This is a genomic window from Polaromonas naphthalenivorans CJ2 (assembly GCF_000015505.1).
GTDB classification, from domain to species: Bacteria; Pseudomonadota; Gammaproteobacteria; order Burkholderiales; family Burkholderiaceae_C; genus Polaromonas; species Polaromonas naphthalenivorans.
In genome coordinates, this window is sequence record NC_008781.1 from 4,235,353 (window position 1) to 4,251,330 (window position 15,978).

General features: G+C 59.3%; 16 protein-coding genes and 1 pseudogene. 13 read left to right on the forward strand and 4 right to left on the reverse strand.

The annotated features are described in order from the left end of the window. Nucleotides 1-58: 58 nt before the first annotated feature. The 4 genes from PNAP_RS19780 to PNAP_RS19795 all read left to right on the forward strand — a co-directional run bounded on the left by PNAP_RS19780 (nt 59) and on the right by PNAP_RS19795 (nt 2,826). Nucleotides 59-535: an FKBP-type peptidyl-prolyl cis-trans isomerase gene (locus PNAP_RS19780; protein WP_011803329.1), complete on the forward strand. Its 477-nt coding sequence runs from the start codon at nt 59-61 to the stop codon at nt 533-535. 189 nt (nt 536-724) lie between these two features. Continuing rightward, entirely contained in the window at nt 725-1,015 is a 291-nt protein-coding gene (locus PNAP_RS19785) for a DUF2249 domain-containing protein (protein ID WP_011803330.1), read from the forward strand. A 34-nt stretch (nt 1,016-1,049) separates the two neighbouring features. Further along, nucleotides 1,050-2,246, forward strand: coding sequence for an NnrS family protein (locus PNAP_RS19790; protein WP_011803331.1), 1,197 nt, complete (start codon nt 1,050-1,052; stop codon nt 2,244-2,246). A 259-nt stretch (nt 2,247-2,505) separates the two neighbouring features. Then, nucleotides 2,506-2,826: a hypothetical protein gene (locus tag PNAP_RS19795; protein WP_011803332.1), complete on the forward strand. Its 321-nt coding sequence runs from the start codon at nt 2,506-2,508 to the stop codon at nt 2,824-2,826. Nucleotides 2,827-2,897: 71 nt separating this feature from the next. Here the strand turns inward: PNAP_RS19795 and PNAP_RS27990 are convergent, their stop codons facing one another. Beyond that, nucleotides 2,898-3,362, reverse strand: a complete 465-nt coding sequence (locus tag PNAP_RS27990) for a hypothetical protein (protein ID WP_011803333.1) — start codon at nt 3,360-3,362, stop codon at nt 2,898-2,900. A 313-nt stretch (nt 3,363-3,675) separates the two neighbouring features. On the opposite strand from PNAP_RS27990, the gene PNAP_RS19805 reads away from it, so the two are divergent. The 4 genes from PNAP_RS19805 (at nt 3,676) to PNAP_RS25940 (ending at nt 9,163) form a co-directional block, all read left to right on the forward strand. Continuing rightward, complete coding sequence (locus PNAP_RS19805; RefSeq protein WP_157040339.1) at nt 3,676-4,506, forward strand: coiled-coil domain-containing protein; 831 nt, start codon at nt 3,676-3,678, stop codon at nt 4,504-4,506. A 161-nt stretch (nt 4,507-4,667) separates the two neighbouring features. Next, entirely contained in the window at nt 4,668-6,491 is a 1,824-nt protein-coding gene (locus PNAP_RS19810; RefSeq protein WP_011803335.1) for a DEAD/DEAH box helicase, read from the forward strand. A 6-nt stretch (nt 6,492-6,497) separates the two neighbouring features. Continuing rightward, nucleotides 6,498-7,427, forward strand: a complete 930-nt coding sequence (locus tag PNAP_RS27210; protein WP_011803336.1) for a hypothetical protein — start codon at nt 6,498-6,500, stop codon at nt 7,425-7,427. Then, complete coding sequence (locus PNAP_RS25940; protein WP_011803337.1) at nt 7,424-9,163, forward strand: RNA-directed DNA polymerase; 1,740 nt, start codon at nt 7,424-7,426, stop codon at nt 9,161-9,163. Before PNAP_RS27210 ends, PNAP_RS25940 begins: the two co-directional genes overlap by 4 nt. A gap of 211 nt (nt 9,164-9,374) precedes the next feature. Here the strand turns inward: PNAP_RS25940 and PNAP_RS19815 are convergent, their stop codons facing one another. After that, nucleotides 9,375-9,950, reverse strand: a complete 576-nt coding sequence (locus tag PNAP_RS19815; protein WP_011803338.1) for a PIN domain-containing protein — start codon at nt 9,948-9,950, stop codon at nt 9,375-9,377. Next, a complete protein-coding gene (locus tag PNAP_RS19820; RefSeq protein WP_011803339.1) occupies nt 9,951-10,427 on the reverse strand; it encodes a helix-turn-helix domain-containing protein in 477 nt (158 codons plus the stop codon). Nucleotides 10,428-11,223: 796 nt separating this feature from the next. Between PNAP_RS19820 and PNAP_RS19825 the strand changes: the two genes are divergently transcribed. The 5 genes and pseudogenes from PNAP_RS19825 (at nt 11,224) to PNAP_RS19845 (ending at nt 15,159) form a co-directional block, all read left to right on the forward strand. Continuing rightward, a complete protein-coding gene (locus tag PNAP_RS19825; protein WP_011803341.1) occupies nt 11,224-12,450 on the forward strand; it encodes a Fic family protein in 1,227 nt (408 codons plus the stop codon). Nucleotides 12,451-12,467: 17 nt separating this feature from the next. Then, nucleotides 12,468-13,278, forward strand: a pseudogene (locus PNAP_RS19830) (tRNA-uridine aminocarboxypropyltransferase). A gap of 65 nt (nt 13,279-13,343) precedes the next feature. Next, nucleotides 13,344-13,595, forward strand: coding sequence for a hypothetical protein (locus tag PNAP_RS19835; RefSeq protein WP_041377493.1), 252 nt, complete (start codon nt 13,344-13,346; stop codon nt 13,593-13,595). Nucleotides 13,596-13,869: 274 nt separating this feature from the next. Next, a complete protein-coding gene (locus PNAP_RS19840) occupies nt 13,870-14,289 on the forward strand; it encodes a VOC family protein (protein WP_011803343.1) in 420 nt (139 codons plus the stop codon). A 156-nt stretch (nt 14,290-14,445) separates the two neighbouring features. After that, on the forward strand, nt 14,446-15,159 hold the full coding sequence (locus tag PNAP_RS19845) for a glutathione S-transferase N-terminal domain-containing protein (protein WP_041376839.1): 714 nt from the start codon (nt 14,446-14,448) through the stop codon (nt 15,157-15,159). 21 nt (nt 15,160-15,180) lie between these two features. Here the strand turns inward: PNAP_RS19845 and PNAP_RS19850 are convergent, their stop codons facing one another. Beyond that, nucleotides 15,181-15,792, reverse strand: a complete 612-nt coding sequence (locus PNAP_RS19850; RefSeq protein ID WP_232290726.1) for a class I SAM-dependent methyltransferase — start codon at nt 15,790-15,792, stop codon at nt 15,181-15,183. Nucleotides 15,793-15,978: the final 186 nt, after the last annotated feature.

A 15,978-nucleotide genomic window follows, 5' to 3' on the forward strand; every position in this document is an offset into this window, starting at 1 on the left:
CCCGCAACGGGCTGCCGGCCGATGTCGCCCGGCCCCTTCCTCCAGAGAACACCTACCCATGAAAATTGAAAAAAACACCGCCGTCACCCTGCGCTTCAAGGTATCCGATGCCCAGGGCAAGCTGATCGAGGACAGCAAGGAGCCCATGGTCTATCTGCATGGCGGCTACGGCAACACCCTGCCCAAGATCGAGCAGGCGCTCGAAGGCCAGGAAGCCGGCTACCAGACCACGCTGGCGCTGCAGCCCGAGGACGCCTTCGGCCTGCGCGACGAAGACCTGGTGCGCACCATTCCGCGCAGCCAGTTTCCGCCCGGCGTGAAGGTCGGCGGGCAACTCGAAGGCCAGGGCAGCGATGGCCGCAAGCAGGTCTTCAACGTCGCCAAGATCAAGGGCAACACCGTGATCCTGGACGCCAACCATCCGCTGGCCGGCAAGGCGCTGCGCTTTAGCCTAAAAGTCAGCGACGTGCGCCTGGCCTCCGAAGAAGAAATCGCGCACCAGCATGTGCATGGTGAGCACGGCCACCACCATTGAGCCACCCGCTTCAGGCCGAGAAGGCGAAAGCCTTCTGAAGCGGCACGCCCGGGCCGGCTGAAGCCGGGCATTTCTTCCCCTGACTTGCGCTTGGTCAAGGTCAGGCAGGACTGCTGGTGGACGAATAGGTGTATTATAAATGCATCTTTTAAGCACCCCTTCCGCTCTGCCTTTTCAACTGGAGTTCCCATGACCGCTTGCGATGCCTACCTCACGATGGATGTCCGCCAGATTGCGCCGCCTGATCGCCATTCCATGATCTTTGCGGCCTTCAAGCTGCTCGGCCCGGACGAAATCATGGAATTGATCAGCGACCACGACCCCCAACCCCTGAAGGCCCAATTCCAGTTCGAGTTGCCGGGCCAGTTTTCCTGGGTCTATCTGGAGCAAGGCCCGGCCACCTGGCGCGTCGCCATCAACCGGCTGAAGACCGGCCACGGCAGCGGCGGTTGCTGCGGCGGCTGTGGCGGCGGCGCCTGAACCCCGGGCGCTGGCCTACCCGAAAGAAGTCCTGATGTCACAACCCATCCAGATCAAGAACCCGTCAGTGGTCCCGGCCGCGCCGCCGCCTGGCTTTGCGCTGTGGGAACTCGGCTTTCGCCCGTTTTACCTGCTGGCCAGCGTGTTTGCCGCGCTGTCGATCGGCCTGTGGGCGCTGCAGTTTGCCGGCTGGCTGGGCCAGCCCTACCTGGCCGGGCCGATGTGGCATGCGCACGAAATGCTGTTCGGCTTCACGCTGGCCGTCGTGGTCGGTTTTCTGTTCACCGCCGGGCGCAACTGGTCGGGCCGGCCGACGCCGACCGGCGTGCCGCTGATGGCGCTGGCCGCGCTCTGGGTCGCCGGGCGGGTGCTGGTGTTGACGCCCTTCGGCTGGGCCGCCGCCGTCGCCAACGTGGCTTTTCCGCTGGCAGCGGCCGTCGGGCTGGCGATTCCGTTCATTGCCGCGCGCAACCAGCGCAACTATTTTTTCATCGGCCTGCTGCTGCTGATGGCCGCTGCCGTGCTGGGCGTTCACCTGGCGCAACTGGGCGCGGTGCAGCTGCCCGGCTGGATCGGCATCCAGGTGGCGCTGGACGTCGTGCTGTTCATCATGGCGGTGATGGGCGGGCGGGTGATTCCGATGTTCACCAACAGCATTCCGGGCGTCAAGGCAATCAAGCGCGCCTGGCTGGAAAAAGCCGCGCTCGGCTCCAGCCTGGCGCTGCTGCTGGCCGATGTGCTGCCGCTGCACGGCTTGCCGCTGGCCTTGCTGGCCGGGTTCTGCGCAGCCGCGCACCTGGCGCGTTGGGCGCTGTGGCAGCCGTGGAAAACCCGCCGCACGCCGCTGGTCTGGGTGCTGCATGTGGCCTATTTCTGGATTCCGGTGCATCTGGCGCTGCGCGGCCTGGCCGAAATGGGCTGGGTCGCGCCATCCATCGCCATCCATGCGCTGACGGTGGGCGCCATCGGCGGGCTGGTCATCGGCATGATGACGCGCACCGCGCTGGGCCACACCGGCCGGCCGCTCAAGGCGGGCCGCGCCGACGTGGCCTGCTACCTGCTGGTGCTGGCGGCGGCGCTGGTGCGGGTGCTGGTGCCGCTGCTGGCGCCGGCGCAGCTGGTGAATGCCGTGATCGGGTCCGCTGCGTTGTGGTCGGGCGGCTTTGCGCTGTATGCGGTGGGCTACTGGCCGGTGCTGACGCGCGTTCGGGCTGACGGCAAGCCGGGCTAATACTGCAATTGCTCTGTTTTTAATAGCTGCCAGCGCCCGTCAACATTGCGAAAAGCACTGTTTTTATGCCTGAATTCCTGTTTTCGGGCGCAGCGCCTGACGAGGAAATCGCGCACCAGCCTGTGCACAGCGAACACGGCGGCATTGAACAAAAAAGGTGCGAAATCGTGCTGAACCAACTCCGGCAAGGCCCGCTGGACCCTTGTTTTTAACAAAAAGGCTTCGCTTAGCGCTGGCATAAATTGTGCTGATTGGGGCCATGACCTGCTCAACCCCACCTTCACGTCATTTCCATTCACTGGCCCTTGCCCTGCTGGCGGTTCTGTCGGGGAATGCCCTGGCGGCCAAGGCCGAGGACGCGTCCGAACAGGTCGCGCAAAAAGCCAGGGAAGAACTGGTCTGCAAGCAAAACGTGGACAAGTTCGAACACGCCATTGACTTCGTGCGGGAGACGCAAGGCTCGACCTGGACATCCGCCTTCAAGGAAAAAAAGCTGCCTGCGGCCGTTGAAAAAGACCTGCTGAAAAAAGAAGGTTATTGCGGGCTGTCCAGATACCTCAAGGACAAAAAGCTTATTTGAGCCATTCGGGCTGTTCGAGCGGCCGGCCTTGCCCGTAACCGCTCCCGCCTGTCGCCGCGCAGCGCGACGCCCTACCTTTGCGTCGGATTGTTGGGCTGGCGGTCCAGCCGGTTGGGAACGCCATCACCATCCCGGTCGCGTTCGGTGGGGGGTCGAACGCCGTCGAAGTCGCGGCGATTCGGAATGCCGTCACGGTCCCGGTCGCCGTTGCCACGGCCCGGACGCGGCTGATGCGCGCCGGGATGGAACGGCCGGTTCGGCACGACGACGACCGGCGGCGGTGGCCGGTTCGGCACGATGACAACCGGCGGCGGTGGCCGGTGCGGCCTGATGATGACCGGAGGCGGAGGCGGTGGCCGGTTATAGCCGTACGGGTAAGGGCGAGAGTAGCCCCCGCCGCCGCCATAGATGTACACCGGCTGCTCGACCACATAAGGCGGGGCCGCGACGCCGCCATAAGGTTCATAGGCGGGCGCAGGGTACACGGCGCAGCCCGTCAGGCCGGCAGCGGTCAAAAGCAGTAAAAGCGTTTTCATAGGACTTCCTTATACCCGCGAGGACAAACAACCGGGCAGCGTCCATTCAACGCGCGACAGGTAATGCCAGTATGTCGGTTCATGCACAAAGCATGTCTGCCCGTTACCAGATGTGCCCGCAACGCAACGGCTGAATCTGGCGATTGGGCAAAAAAACAGCAGCGCATCAACGAGCCCGCACGCTTGAAACGCAGGCTTCTTCAGGCTTTACAAATGTGTCTGAGTTATTTTTGCAACAAGTCGTGAGGACGAACGGCGGTTTATGGCAAATAATGCTGGTAGTTTTTTGACTCCAACCCGACAAAGCACGCATATGGACTCCCCAATTTTTACTGTATTGATCGCTGTAGCCGGCCTCGTCGCAGGCTTCGTGCTGTGCTGGCTGTTAACGCGAGGCCGCACCCCGGCACCAGCGCCAGCCCCGCAGGCCCGGCCCGAGGCGCAGGCCGAACTGGCGCAGGCCAAAGAGCGCGTCAGCCAGCTCGAACAGGAGCGCCAGGCAGCGGTCAAAAGCTACGAAGACCTGAAGCTGCAAACCGCCCGCAGCAAAAAAGAAGCCGCCCCGGCGGCTGAAAGCGCATCGCAGCTGTCCGCGCTGCAGGCCCAGCTGGCCACGCTGCAAGACCAGGAAAGGGCCGCACGCGCCGACGCCGCCAAGGCCCGGTCCGACGCCCAGGCCGAGCAGGCGCAGGCCAAGGAATACTTTCGCTCCATCGAGCAAAAGCAGCAGCTTGCGGCCACCGAGCACCAGGAACTGAAACTGCAGGCCGCCAAACTGCGCGAAGCCCTGGACCTGGCCAAAAAAGCGCCGCAAGCGCCCGTTGCGGCCAGCAGGGAACCGGCGCTCGAAGCCCGGGTGCAGGCGCTGGAGCAGGAAAATGCCACGCTCAAGCGCAACGCCGCCACGACAGCCGCGTCACTTCAAAACACCCCCAAAGCCGCCGCCCAGCCGGCGCAAGCCACGCAGCTGCCAGCGCTGGAAAAGCAGGTCATTGAGCTGCAAACCCTCGAAAAAGCCATCCAGAAAGAATTCAAGCTCCTGGCCGAACTCCAGCGCAATGTCACCCTGACGTCAGCGACGATCAAGGAATTCAACGACAGCCCCGAGTCCGACAGAACCGCCGCCGCCCCGGCAGCGGCCTGACCCTCCCCCCCAGCCGCCAGCCCTCCCCGGCTGGCGGCACGCGCCGCCACACCACGGCGCGCGCTGGTTTCCGGCCAGCACAAACCCCTCTTGATTCAGTAAAGCCACGCCTTTTGGGCGCATGATATGCGTCACAAAATGTTTAGGCGTGTAACTTTCTGATGGCAAAACTCATCCCTGCAATCGGCAGCTGCCTGCCGCGCATGACTTCCGGCGAGCGCCGTCTGGCCGAGCGGCTGGAGCAGCAGCTCGACAACGACTGCCTGCTCTGGTACGACGTGCCGGTCGGCCCCAAGCAGTCGCACCCCGACTTTGTGCTGATGCATCCCCGGCACGGCATTTTGATCCTCGAAACCAAGGACTGGAAGCTGGAGACCATCCGCCAGGCCACCCGGCAGGCCTGGGACATTCAGGTGGGCCGGCGCATCAAGGTGGTCATGAGCCCGCTGGCGCAGGCCCGGTTTTGCGCCATCCAGGTCGTCAACGCCCTGGAGCGCGACCCGCAGCTGGTTCAGGCCGAAGGCGGCCACCGGGGCAAGCTGGCTTTTGCGTGGGGTTACGGCGTGGTCTTTACCCACATCACGCGCCAGCAGTTCAACGCCGCCGGACTGGGCGAGGCGATTGAGCCGCATTACGTGATTTGCCAGGACGAAATGCTTGAAAGCGGCAAGGCCGAAGCCTTCCAGCAGCGGCTGTGGGCAATGTTCGCGCATGCCTTTGGCGGCGGCATGTCGGCGCAGCAACTCGACCGGGTGCGCTGGAACATGTTCCCGCAGGTCCGCGTACAAACCCAGAGCGCGCTGTTCAACGACAACGACCCCGATGCCGAATTCCCCGGCATCTTGCGCATGCTCGACCTGCAGCAGGAACAGCTGGCGCGCAGCCTGGGCGACGGCCACCGCGTGATTCACGGCGTGGCCGGGTCCGGCAAGACGATGATCCTGGGCTACCGCGCCGAATACCTGGCCCAGTCGCACACCGCCGACAGCAAGCCGATCCTGATCCTTTGCTACAACGAGGCGCTGGCCGTGAAGCTGGCGAGCGTGATGGACGCCAAGGGCCTGTCCGGCAAGGTGCATGCGCTGCATTTTCACAAATGGTGTCGCGACCAGCTGGTGGCGCATGGCCAGGAACTGCCCGCGCGCGACATGCCGGTGTTCGCCAAGATGGACGAGATGGTGCTGCGCGTGATTCACGGCGTGGACAGCCAGCAGATTCCGGCTGGGCAGTACCAGGCCGTGCTGATCGACGAAGGCCACGACTTCGCGCCCGAATGGCTCAGGCTGGCGACGCAGATGGTGGACCCGGCCACCAAAAACTTGCTGCTGCTGTACGACGACGCGCAAAGCATTTATGAACGCGGCCTTACCCGGCACTTCAGTTTCAAGAGCGTCGGCATCCAGGCGCAGGGCCGCACGACGATTTTGAAGATCAACTACCGCAACACCCGGCAGATCCTGCAGACCGCCAGCCTGGTTGCCGGCGGCCTGCTGCTGGCGGCCGACCGGGACGACGACGGCATTCCGCGCCTCAAGCCGATCAGCGGCGGGCGCGACGGCCAGGCGCCGCAAATATTTCGCCTGCCGAACCGGCGCGCCGAGGCGCTAAAGATTGCAGAACTGCTCAACGCCGCGCACCACGAAGGCCACGCCTGGAACGACATGGCCGTGATTTGCCGGCGCTACGACGAGATGGACGACTGCGCCCAGGCGCTGAGCCGCTGGAAGCTGCCGCACCAGGTGCGTCGGGGCTCGGGCAGCTTTCACCCCGACGAAGACACCATCAAGGTGCTGACGATGCACGCCAGCAAGGGGCTGGAGTTTGCAGTGGTCGCGCTGATGGGCGTGGGGCAGATGCCTGCGGAGGGCGAGGACGAGGGGGAGGAGGCGCGGCTGTTTTATGTGGGGGCGACTCGGGCGACCGGAAGTTTGATCGTTACCGCCAGCGCAGACAGCAGGTTTTTCAAGCAAATTAAATATGAATAATAAAATATGTCGCTTAAACATACACCTCAAACATTATGGGACAAGGGGCAACTTTGTTTGGCCAAGAAATTATGCGATGCATATACAGATTTCTTGAATGAAAAGGGCTGGTTGAAAAACTACCAACCCAAAAATTCAAGTGATATCGGCGGCGCATCTTCGGCTGAAGCGCAAGACCACGTTACTAATAGATTCCTGAACTCCGCAGCAAGAATGCAATATGTTTGCATTGATGTAAATAATGAACAACCTAGAAGTCGGATGATGGTGCTAGATCAACTAGCGCAAGGCGAGATTTTTATTCTTGATCTCGCTGCCGGCCATGGTGCGGGGACTCTAGCGATTCTCTCAACAATCTGCGAGCTTCGCCATGAAAAAATTATTCCAACCCTACCACTAAATGTGAATATCAGAGGAATTGATATGTCTCCAGATGCACTTAATTATTACGCCGAGATACTCGAAAAATTAAAACCATGGTTAGCTGCAAATGCAATATATGCAAAATTGACATTCTCTGTGTGCGACTTGAACATTAGTGGTCAAATCAATGAGATTCTTGACGAGTTCTTTGAAGATGCGAAGGCAAAAAAATCAAATAGATTTCTATGTACTATTTCAGCTGTATCAGGTATAAAAAAGGAGGGGGTTGAGCGGATGATGGACTCCTTGAAATTGATTGCAGCTAGGTTAAGCCATAGGAAAAAATCTAGTTCTTGGCTATGGGTCGAACCTAAACTAGAAAAATCATGGTTAGGTGCGTTCGTGGAAACAATAAGTTTTACACTCAAACAGATATTTAGTGGTAAAAGTTCTTTAACCGCTACAGAGGAAGATATATCTAATGCTCCAACGCGAAATTTCCAATGGATAGACCCCATTAATGACCACCTCACACATAGCAGAGTTGTAGTAATGCAATTTAAAAATTTATGAGTGCAATTACTACTGATCAGTTGCTTCTAATTCGTGCTCTAAATTCGACAAAACAAAGTTATTTTCCGAGCTATATGGGCCTTAGAGTTTTAGGAAAAAATCTTTCCATACAAGATCCAGCTTACATTCATAGAATGCTTGAGCGCAGGATAGCCTCATGCGACAAATGGAGCTACAAACCTTTCCAGCTATACAAGGGTTCATCAAACCACAATGGAAAGTTGGTCCACGAATATCGGGACTGTGTTGCCCCAAATCCTTCTACCGCTCTTGCGGGAGCTCACATACTAGCAATACTAGCCTCATCCCCCTCATTTGCAGTTTCCACACAAGTCTACAGCTACCTTTGGCCAAAATCGGCCAGTTCAGGCTCTAGCTATAGATTTTTTGCGGAAGGCTATAAGCGACGCAACAATGAAATATTCCGGGCGCTTCAAGGAAATGACAGAATCGCGGTAGTAGCTGATATTAAACGATTTTACCCATCGGTTAAAATTGAAAATATTACAAAAAGTTTGAAATGCCTCTTTCAAAATCTACCAAATGAATTTAGTGATGGGTTTACGAACTTCTTCGTTCAACTCTTAAATGCTAGCAATGGTGGCATCCCAATTGGCCCAGCACCTGGTCACTTATTAGGGCACGTCGCCTTGTCGCAAGTTGACTCCGATTTAACAAAAAAATATGGATCAAATTATTTTAGATATGTGGATGACATTGTTATAGTATGCCCTAGCGCTGATCGAGCTGTTGTTCTGAGCGATATAGAAAACTGCGTTAAACGCAGTAATTTCGAATTAAATTTATCTAAAACAGAGTATTTAACAAAAGAAGAATGGCATGCTAGCAATATTAGTGCTGATGTGCCATTCGAAGATGACTTTCGTTCCTTTACTCGCGAACTAACGGTTTATTTAGCACTTTATGAAGATCGTACACAATCGTTAAGCGATAGATTAAAAGGAGCTGGATTTAGCATTCCTATTGAAAGACTTAAAACGCTATCGAATTATTCTAGATTTCGCTATTTTTTGCGGCATCAAAAATCTATAGCTCAAGTGTTTCAGACCTTACGTGTACTTCGATTGGATGAAAAGTATTTCGTGGAAAAAGCGACAGCTCTTAAAAATCTTTACGAGCAGTCACTATCAGAATTATGTAGCGAATCGTTAACTTCACCGCATCTTCGTCGTTGGAAGATTCAGAGAGCGAGAAGGCTCGTAAACGTTTTATTTTATCTACGTACCTTTTCAGAATGGAAAGGACCACAAGATGCTTTTCAAGCCTTTCCGGAACTCGTGGAACAAGCATCACTTGCCAATGCATTACAAGGTGGCATTGTTAATCCCGTGCTCCCATTCTTTGGGCAGGCACCTGCAGCTTTCGCGGAGCTATGGAAAGAACACGGCGGAACTCAGGCTGTACTCAACTTAGAAACACAATTAGACGACGCAAAACTAAACTCACTGGTGCTTTTAAGACTTCACGGAACCGTGGCTCAATCCGCTCTTCCCGACATTCCTAAAACTCCAACTGGTCAGTTGCTCCTCTCGACGAATGATGAGTCGCCAAATTCTCGCACTGCGTCCGATTTATCCTTTGAAGATGAATTTCAATCACTAAGAATAGATACGACTGGAGAGGAACTATGCACCCTCGCCCGAACTAGACATTCAATTTTAGAAGGGGCGCCTCTTGAGGCACTATCTTTAATAGGATCAGAATATATGAGTTAGGAAATCGGGGTGGGATTCCAATTAAATTCGATTTCACATACTGCAACATAAACCAAACCTCGGCAAAAGCGCGGATGGGCAAGGCGCTAATGCCCTCTTGATCTCAATTTGATAGCAGCTAATGTGGAATTGGGGTCAGATTTCAATTAAATCGAAATTTATTTAACGCATAACGAAAACCGGGATGCCTATCCCATTTATCAAGTCCCTTTTAAATCAAATCCACCGCCTCACGCAACAGATCAGCCGTCAGAGGCAAGCCGCGTTTCTCGAAAGCGGCAATTAACTCCTCGGCTGGCCGTTCAGGATTCGTCCAGCGGGCGCGCATTTTCTTGATGGCGCTCAGCGCAGGTATTTTCTGCAGCTGCAACTGGTTCATCACAAACTCGTCGGGGTGTTGCACTTCAATGCCGTAAGGCTGCAGTACGGCTTGGGGAAAGTCTTTGGTGTTGAAGGTGACGATGGCGTCCGCATGGCCAACAATGGCGGCGGCCAGCACATGCCGGTCGTCAGGGTCGGGTAACTCGATGCTGTTGGCCAGCTTTTCGTAATTCGTCACCAGGCAGTCGGGCACGCTGGCGTTCATCCGCTCGACCACCGCTGGTAGCCTTGCCGCCAGTTCCGGCCTGTCTTTTGCCAGGTTGCGCGTCCATTCATCGTGAATCGTGGCGCTCCACCGTGCGTGGTAAAGGCGTGCAACAGCCAGGCTCAGCAAGGTGTCGCGGAGCAATTGGGGATACAGGACATTGGCATCCAGAATGGCGGTAAAGCGCGATGAGCCGGCCAATCAGAACTCCAGTCCCAACGCTTCAGACAGCTTCGTCAGGTCTTGCAGCGCCTGTTCGGATTGTTGTTGCTGCTCGGCCTGGTAGCGGCGCAGCTCTTCAAATTCGATCCGGCGGTGGCGGTTGACCTTGCGGCATTTCAAGCGGTTCGCCTCGATTTCCTTGATGACGAAAGGGCGCGACACATTGAGGAAATTGGCCGCTTCCTGCGTGGTCAGCTCGTGCTTTTGCGGCACCAGCAGCATCGGCTCGCGCTTGGCCATCTGGCGCAGCACGTCGGCAAAGAAGCGCAAGGCGCGCGGCGGCAGTTTCAACACCGGGGTTTCGTGCCTGGCGTCGCCTTGCGCGCCCAGGTCAAGAATCACCTCGATGTGATCGGCTTTGGAGTGATCCAGCGCGGCAACAAGGCATTGATGGGCAACCGCCGCCATCTCGGCTTCGGCTTCGTTGGCGGGGTCAAGAATTTCTTGCTCTTTCATGGGGATGTCCTTTTTTACTGATTGCCATGCATTGACAGGGGCAGGTTTGCAAAAAATGGTAGCACTCAAACGCAATAAACGAAATAGTCGAAGCAGCCGAATTTAAAAGAACAAACAAGTGCCGGCGCCTGATTGCTCCTGATTTAATAGCTGTTGGCACAGGTATGGCGTGCGCTAGAACCCGATTCGGTTTGAATTTTCGCCACTGGCCCTGTTCAGCTTGCCGGCAATCAACCACTCAAAGGTGCGGCAGGTACTTTTCAAGCAGCGCTTGCACAGCATCCGCCTGCAGCGCATCGCGGCGGCGCTTCATGGTGGACGGTGTTCATGCGCGCCATGCTGCCGTTGCTGGCTACGATCACCATCTGTAATTGTCCAGACGCCGTCTGGACAATTGATGCATGAAGGGATTCTGAAGAATGTGCGGATAAACAATGCGCAGCTGCCTGATCGCTCCTTATTTAATAGCTGCTTGCGCACGCAGCACATGCGCTAGAGGCCTTTTTTGCTCACAACTTCGTCCGAAGATGGAACACTGGACGGCAGCGTTCCGGCAGACGCATCGCTGGTAGCCAATTCATAACAGGTGCTCCGCCTCCGCCATCCAGCTTGCGCAGACAGGCCGTGCGTGAAAGCTCTATTTGGCTCGTCCAATAGGTCAGACGCTGTCTGACCTATTGGACGAGCGATGAAACAACGAGTTATCGATATTTTTCGCGCTTCAATTTCCGCCGCATGAGCCGATTCCCAAACAATACGGCTCACCATTTGAGCCGCATTATTTAAAATACGGCTCATGACAACCTCCGCACCCACCACGCCAGCCCACTACATCTGGCAGCACCCCGACTGGCCAAAGCTCGGTTTTGACGCACAGGCGCTGGCCCACGACCTGAATCAGGCGCGCCTCCAGCAGGGCCGCTTGCTGGGCCTGCTCGATGCCATTGGCTTGACGGAGGCGCAGGAAATCACCCGCGAGCTGTGGGTGCAGGAGGCCGTTGCCACGGCGGCGATTGAGGGTGAACAGCTTGATCTGGCGGCGGTTCGTTCGTCGGTGGCGTATCGCCTGGGCTTGGCCGACGCATCCACGGGTGACCGCCATGTGGACGGTCTGGTGGAGGTGATGCAGGACGCCACGGACGGATTCGCCTCGGTGCTGGACGGCGACCGTTTGTGCCGCTGGCAGTCGGCCCTGTTTCCGGGCGGCACGTCGGGCCTGCGCCGGATTGCCGTGGGGCGCTGGCGTGACCACGCCGACCCGATGCAGATCGTCAGCGGACGGCCCGGCCGGGAGGTGGTGCATTACACCGCGCCCGCTTCCAGCCGGGTGGCAGGTGAAATGGCACGGTTTCTGGCCTGGTTTGAAGCCACGCGCCCAGCCAGCCAGCGGGCCGCTTCCGCATCGCCCGACGTGCCGGCTACCACGCTCAACGGCCTTGCCCGTGCGGCGGTGGCGCACCTGTGGTTTGAATCGATACATCCGTTTGAAGACGGCAATGGCCGGCTCGGGCGCGCCATCGTGGACATGGCGCTGGCGCAGGATGTGGGCGCACCGGCCCGGCTGTTCGGCATGTCGCGGCAACTGCTGGTGTCTAGAGGCGCTTATTACGACGCCTTGAGCCAGGCGCAGTCTGGCCCGCCGGAAGGCGCGCTGGATGTGACGCCCTGGGTGCAATGGTTTGTGCAGGCTTTTACCCGGAGCTGCATCCTGTCCCAGGCGGCGGTGAAGCAGGCGCTGGACAAAGCCGCATTCCGGCAGCGCATGTCCGGCCTGGCGCTGAATGCGCGGCAAATCAAGGTGCTGATGCGCCTGCTCGAAGCGGGAAGCAGCGAACTGGGCGGCGGATTCCTGGGCGGTATGACCGCCGACAAGTACGGCAAGATCAGCGCCACCTCCAAGGCCACCGCCACGCGCGACCTGGCCGAGCTGCTGCAGCACGGTTTGCTCAGGGTCGAAGGCGTCGGCAAGGCCACGCGCTACGCCGTCAACGTCGCGGGCTGGAACCAGCCGGTGACGCGCTGACTGCTACAGTCCGTCCGATGTCCAGCCAAGCCGCATCATCCCCGCCAGCCCCCTTGCCCCACGCCCATGCACACGCAGTTTCCCGCCTGCGCGCCGCCCGCCTGGCGCGCAGTTCCAAACCCTTTCTCGCCCGTGGCGGTCCGCGCGGCGAGCGCTGCGCCGGTTGCCGCCTGGTTCCCAGCCACTGCCTGTGCGCCTTGCGCCCGGCCGTGACTGTGCGTGCGGGGGTGTGCCTGATCATGGCCGACATCGAGCCGCTCAAGCCCAGCAACACGGGCTGGCTGATTGCCGATGTGGTGGCCGACACATCTGCCTTTGGCTGGGCGCGCACCGAGGTGGACCCGGCGCTGCTGGCCCTGCTGGCCGATCCGCAGTGGCAGCCGTATCTGGTGTTTCCGGGCGAGTTCGTCGCGGACGGGCGAGTTCGTCGCGGACGGGCGCGTCGTGGCGCAGGTGCAGCCCACCGATCTTGACAACGGCAAGCGGCCGCTGTTTGTGCTGCTCGATGCCACCTGGCCCGAGGCGCGCAAGATGTTTCGCAAGAGCCCCTACCTGGACCACCTGCCGGTGCTGAGCCTGCAGAGCGAGCAGCTCTCGCGCTACCGCCTGCGCCGCTCCCAGCACGACAGCCATTTTTGCACCTCGGAAGTCGCCGCCCTGTGCCTGGAGCTGGCGGGCGAGCCGCACGCGGCACGGACGCTGGAGGCCTATCTGGATGTGTTCACCAGCCACTACCTGCTGGCCAAGCAGCAGTTGCCCGTGGCTGGGGACGACGCGGCGCACCAGCGCCTGCGCGGCTTGCGTTTGCCCAGCGGCCAGCGCGGATGACCGAGGAGCGACAATCGACCCCCACATCCAAGGCACCCTCGCCCCATCTGAAGAGCAGCAACACCATGACCGACGACCTGAACCGAAAGAACGAACTGAAGAAGATGGAGCTGTGCGATTCGTGCGCCGGCATCCAGCGCAACTGGCGCAAGGCGCCCGGCCATCCCGAGCTGGTGCAGGGCGCCAACCGCCAGGAAAAGCGCGGCTCCGCGCTGGTCACCATCACCAAGTACCGCTGCGACCGCTGCGGCACGGCGTGGGAATACGAGAACAACAAGGCCAACCAGCAAGCGGGCTGGTCGGTGGTGGGCCGGTAGGCGGCACGGGCTATTTTTCCGGCTCCGCCGGTTTATCCTGATTTGATAGCAGCTTGCGCACGCTGGACATGCGCAAAAGCCCGATTTGGCTTGAAATTTCAGATCAGCAGCATCGGCGGCATTCCAGTGACCGACAAAAAAACGGCGCCTTGTCCGACGCGCCGGCCTGACCTGGAAAAGCACCCTACTCCTTTGCCCACCACCTTGTTTCGCACACTGCCGGCGGCCTCGCCTTGACCGGCAGTTCAAGCTTCAAGCCTCAAAGGGGAAGCGCATGGCCACTCAGATCTACGTCAACCTGCCGGTCAAGAACCTGGACAAGTCGCTGCGATTTTTCAAGCGGCTCGGCTTCGCGTTCAACCCCAGGTTCACCGACGAGAACGCCGCCTGCATGATCGTGAGCGACGACAGTTACGTGATGCTGCTGGTCGAGGATTTTTTCAAGACCTTCACGCCGCATCCGATCTGCGACGCCACCCGCAGCACCGAGGTCATCGTCTGCCTGTCCTGCGAAAGCCGGGAGGCGGTGGACCTGATGGTGAGCAATGCGCTGGGCGCAGGCGCAAGGATGCACCGCGCGGCCAAGGACCACGGCAATATGTACCAGCACGGCTTCCTGGACCTGGACGGCCACCTGTGGGAAGTGATGTACATGGAGCCGACCTACGTGCAAATCGGCCCCGAAGACGTTTAAGCCGTCAAGAAAAACGTCCGTCGCCTGATCTGGGCCTGTGTAAAAACAGGATCTGAAGCGGTCAATGACCGCGCCAAGCAAAACCGTCGCCTTCGGGTCAAAATGCCCGGCGCAGAACCCTGCGCCCCGCTGTTGCTTTGCCCCAAGGAATTACCCATGACCGACCGCTCCACGCTTTCGAGCTTTCCCGTCACCCACAAATGGCCCGCTCTGCACCCCGAGCGGCTGCAGCTGTATTCGCTGCCCACGCCCAACGGCGTGAAGGTGTCGATCATGCTGGAAGAGACCGGCCTGCCGTATGAGGTCCACCTGGTCAGCTTCGAGACGCAGGACCAGATGTCGCCCGAATTCCTCTCGCTGAGCCCGAACAACAAGATTCCGGCCATCCTCGACCCGAACGGGCCGGGCGGCCAGCCGCTGGGACTGTTCGAGTCCGGCGCGATCCTGATCTATCTGGCCGAAAAGACCGGCTTGTTTCTGCCCCAGGACGCGGCCGGCCGCTACCAGACCATCCAGTGGCTGATGTTCCAGATGGGCGGCATCGGCCCGATGTTTGGCCAGTTGGGCTTTTTCAGCAAGTTCGCCGGCAAGGACTACGAGGACAAGCGCCCGCTGGGCCGCTACGTGGCCGAGGCCAGGCGCCTGCTGGGCGTGCTGGACCGGCGGCTGGACGGCCGCGACTGGATCATGGGAAGCGACTACACCATCGCCGACATCGCCACTTTTCCGTGGGTGCGCAACCTGGTCGTCTTCTACGAGGCCGGCGAACTGGTGGGCATCGACGACTTCGCGCAGGTCAAGCGGGTGCTGGCGGCATTCGTGGCGCGCCCAGCGGTGGTTAAAGGCCTGGCGATACCGCCGCGCGCCTGACGGAGAGCGGAACCGAGCGGCTCAGCGCCCGGGCTTGACCCAGGTGAAGACCCGCACTGGCGGCACGTTCATGAATTCCCAGCAGGTCTCGGGCTGGCCGAGGTAGGGCGACATGAAATCGGCGACATGCGCGCGCACCTGGTAGGCGACAAAACGCCCGCCCGGCCGCAGCACCCGGGCGACGGTGGCCGCCACCCGGTCGGAGACTTCAGGCGCCATGGTTGAAAACGGAATGCCGGAGACGATGGCATCGGGCGCCGGCAGCCAGCGGGCCGCCAGGAATTCGGCCAGGCGCTCGGCGCTGCCCAGCTCAAGGTTAAAGCGCGGGTCATGCATGGCGGCGTCCAGGCGCTGGTGGAATTCGCTGTCGAGTTCGATGGCCAGCAACTGGGCCGTGGGAGACATCGCCTGCAAAAAGGCGGCGGTCGTTCCGCCGGTGCCCGGCCCCAGCTCGACCACCATGCGCGCCTCGCCAAGCCGGGCAAGCTGCACCAGGCGCTGCTCAAGCTGGTGGGAACTCGGAACGATGGAGCCGACACGGGCCGGATTGCGTACAAAGCCGCGAAGGAACTGGTAGTTGTCGCGCAACTGGCGAAAGTTGAGAGGGCCTGCAGGCAGGGTTGGATGGCTCATCGGCCTTTCAACATGTGGCTGGTTCATTGTGCAGGCCTATGTCTCTTCGAAGTTGTAGTTATCAAGCGGGTGCTGCTGGACAGCACAGAACCAGGAAACGCCCCAGTTCAGTGCAGCCGCACCGCCGTTTCTTGATTGTCCGTGGGGCTTTTCCCGGCCCTTGTCAGACGGGGTCTTGTCGGCATG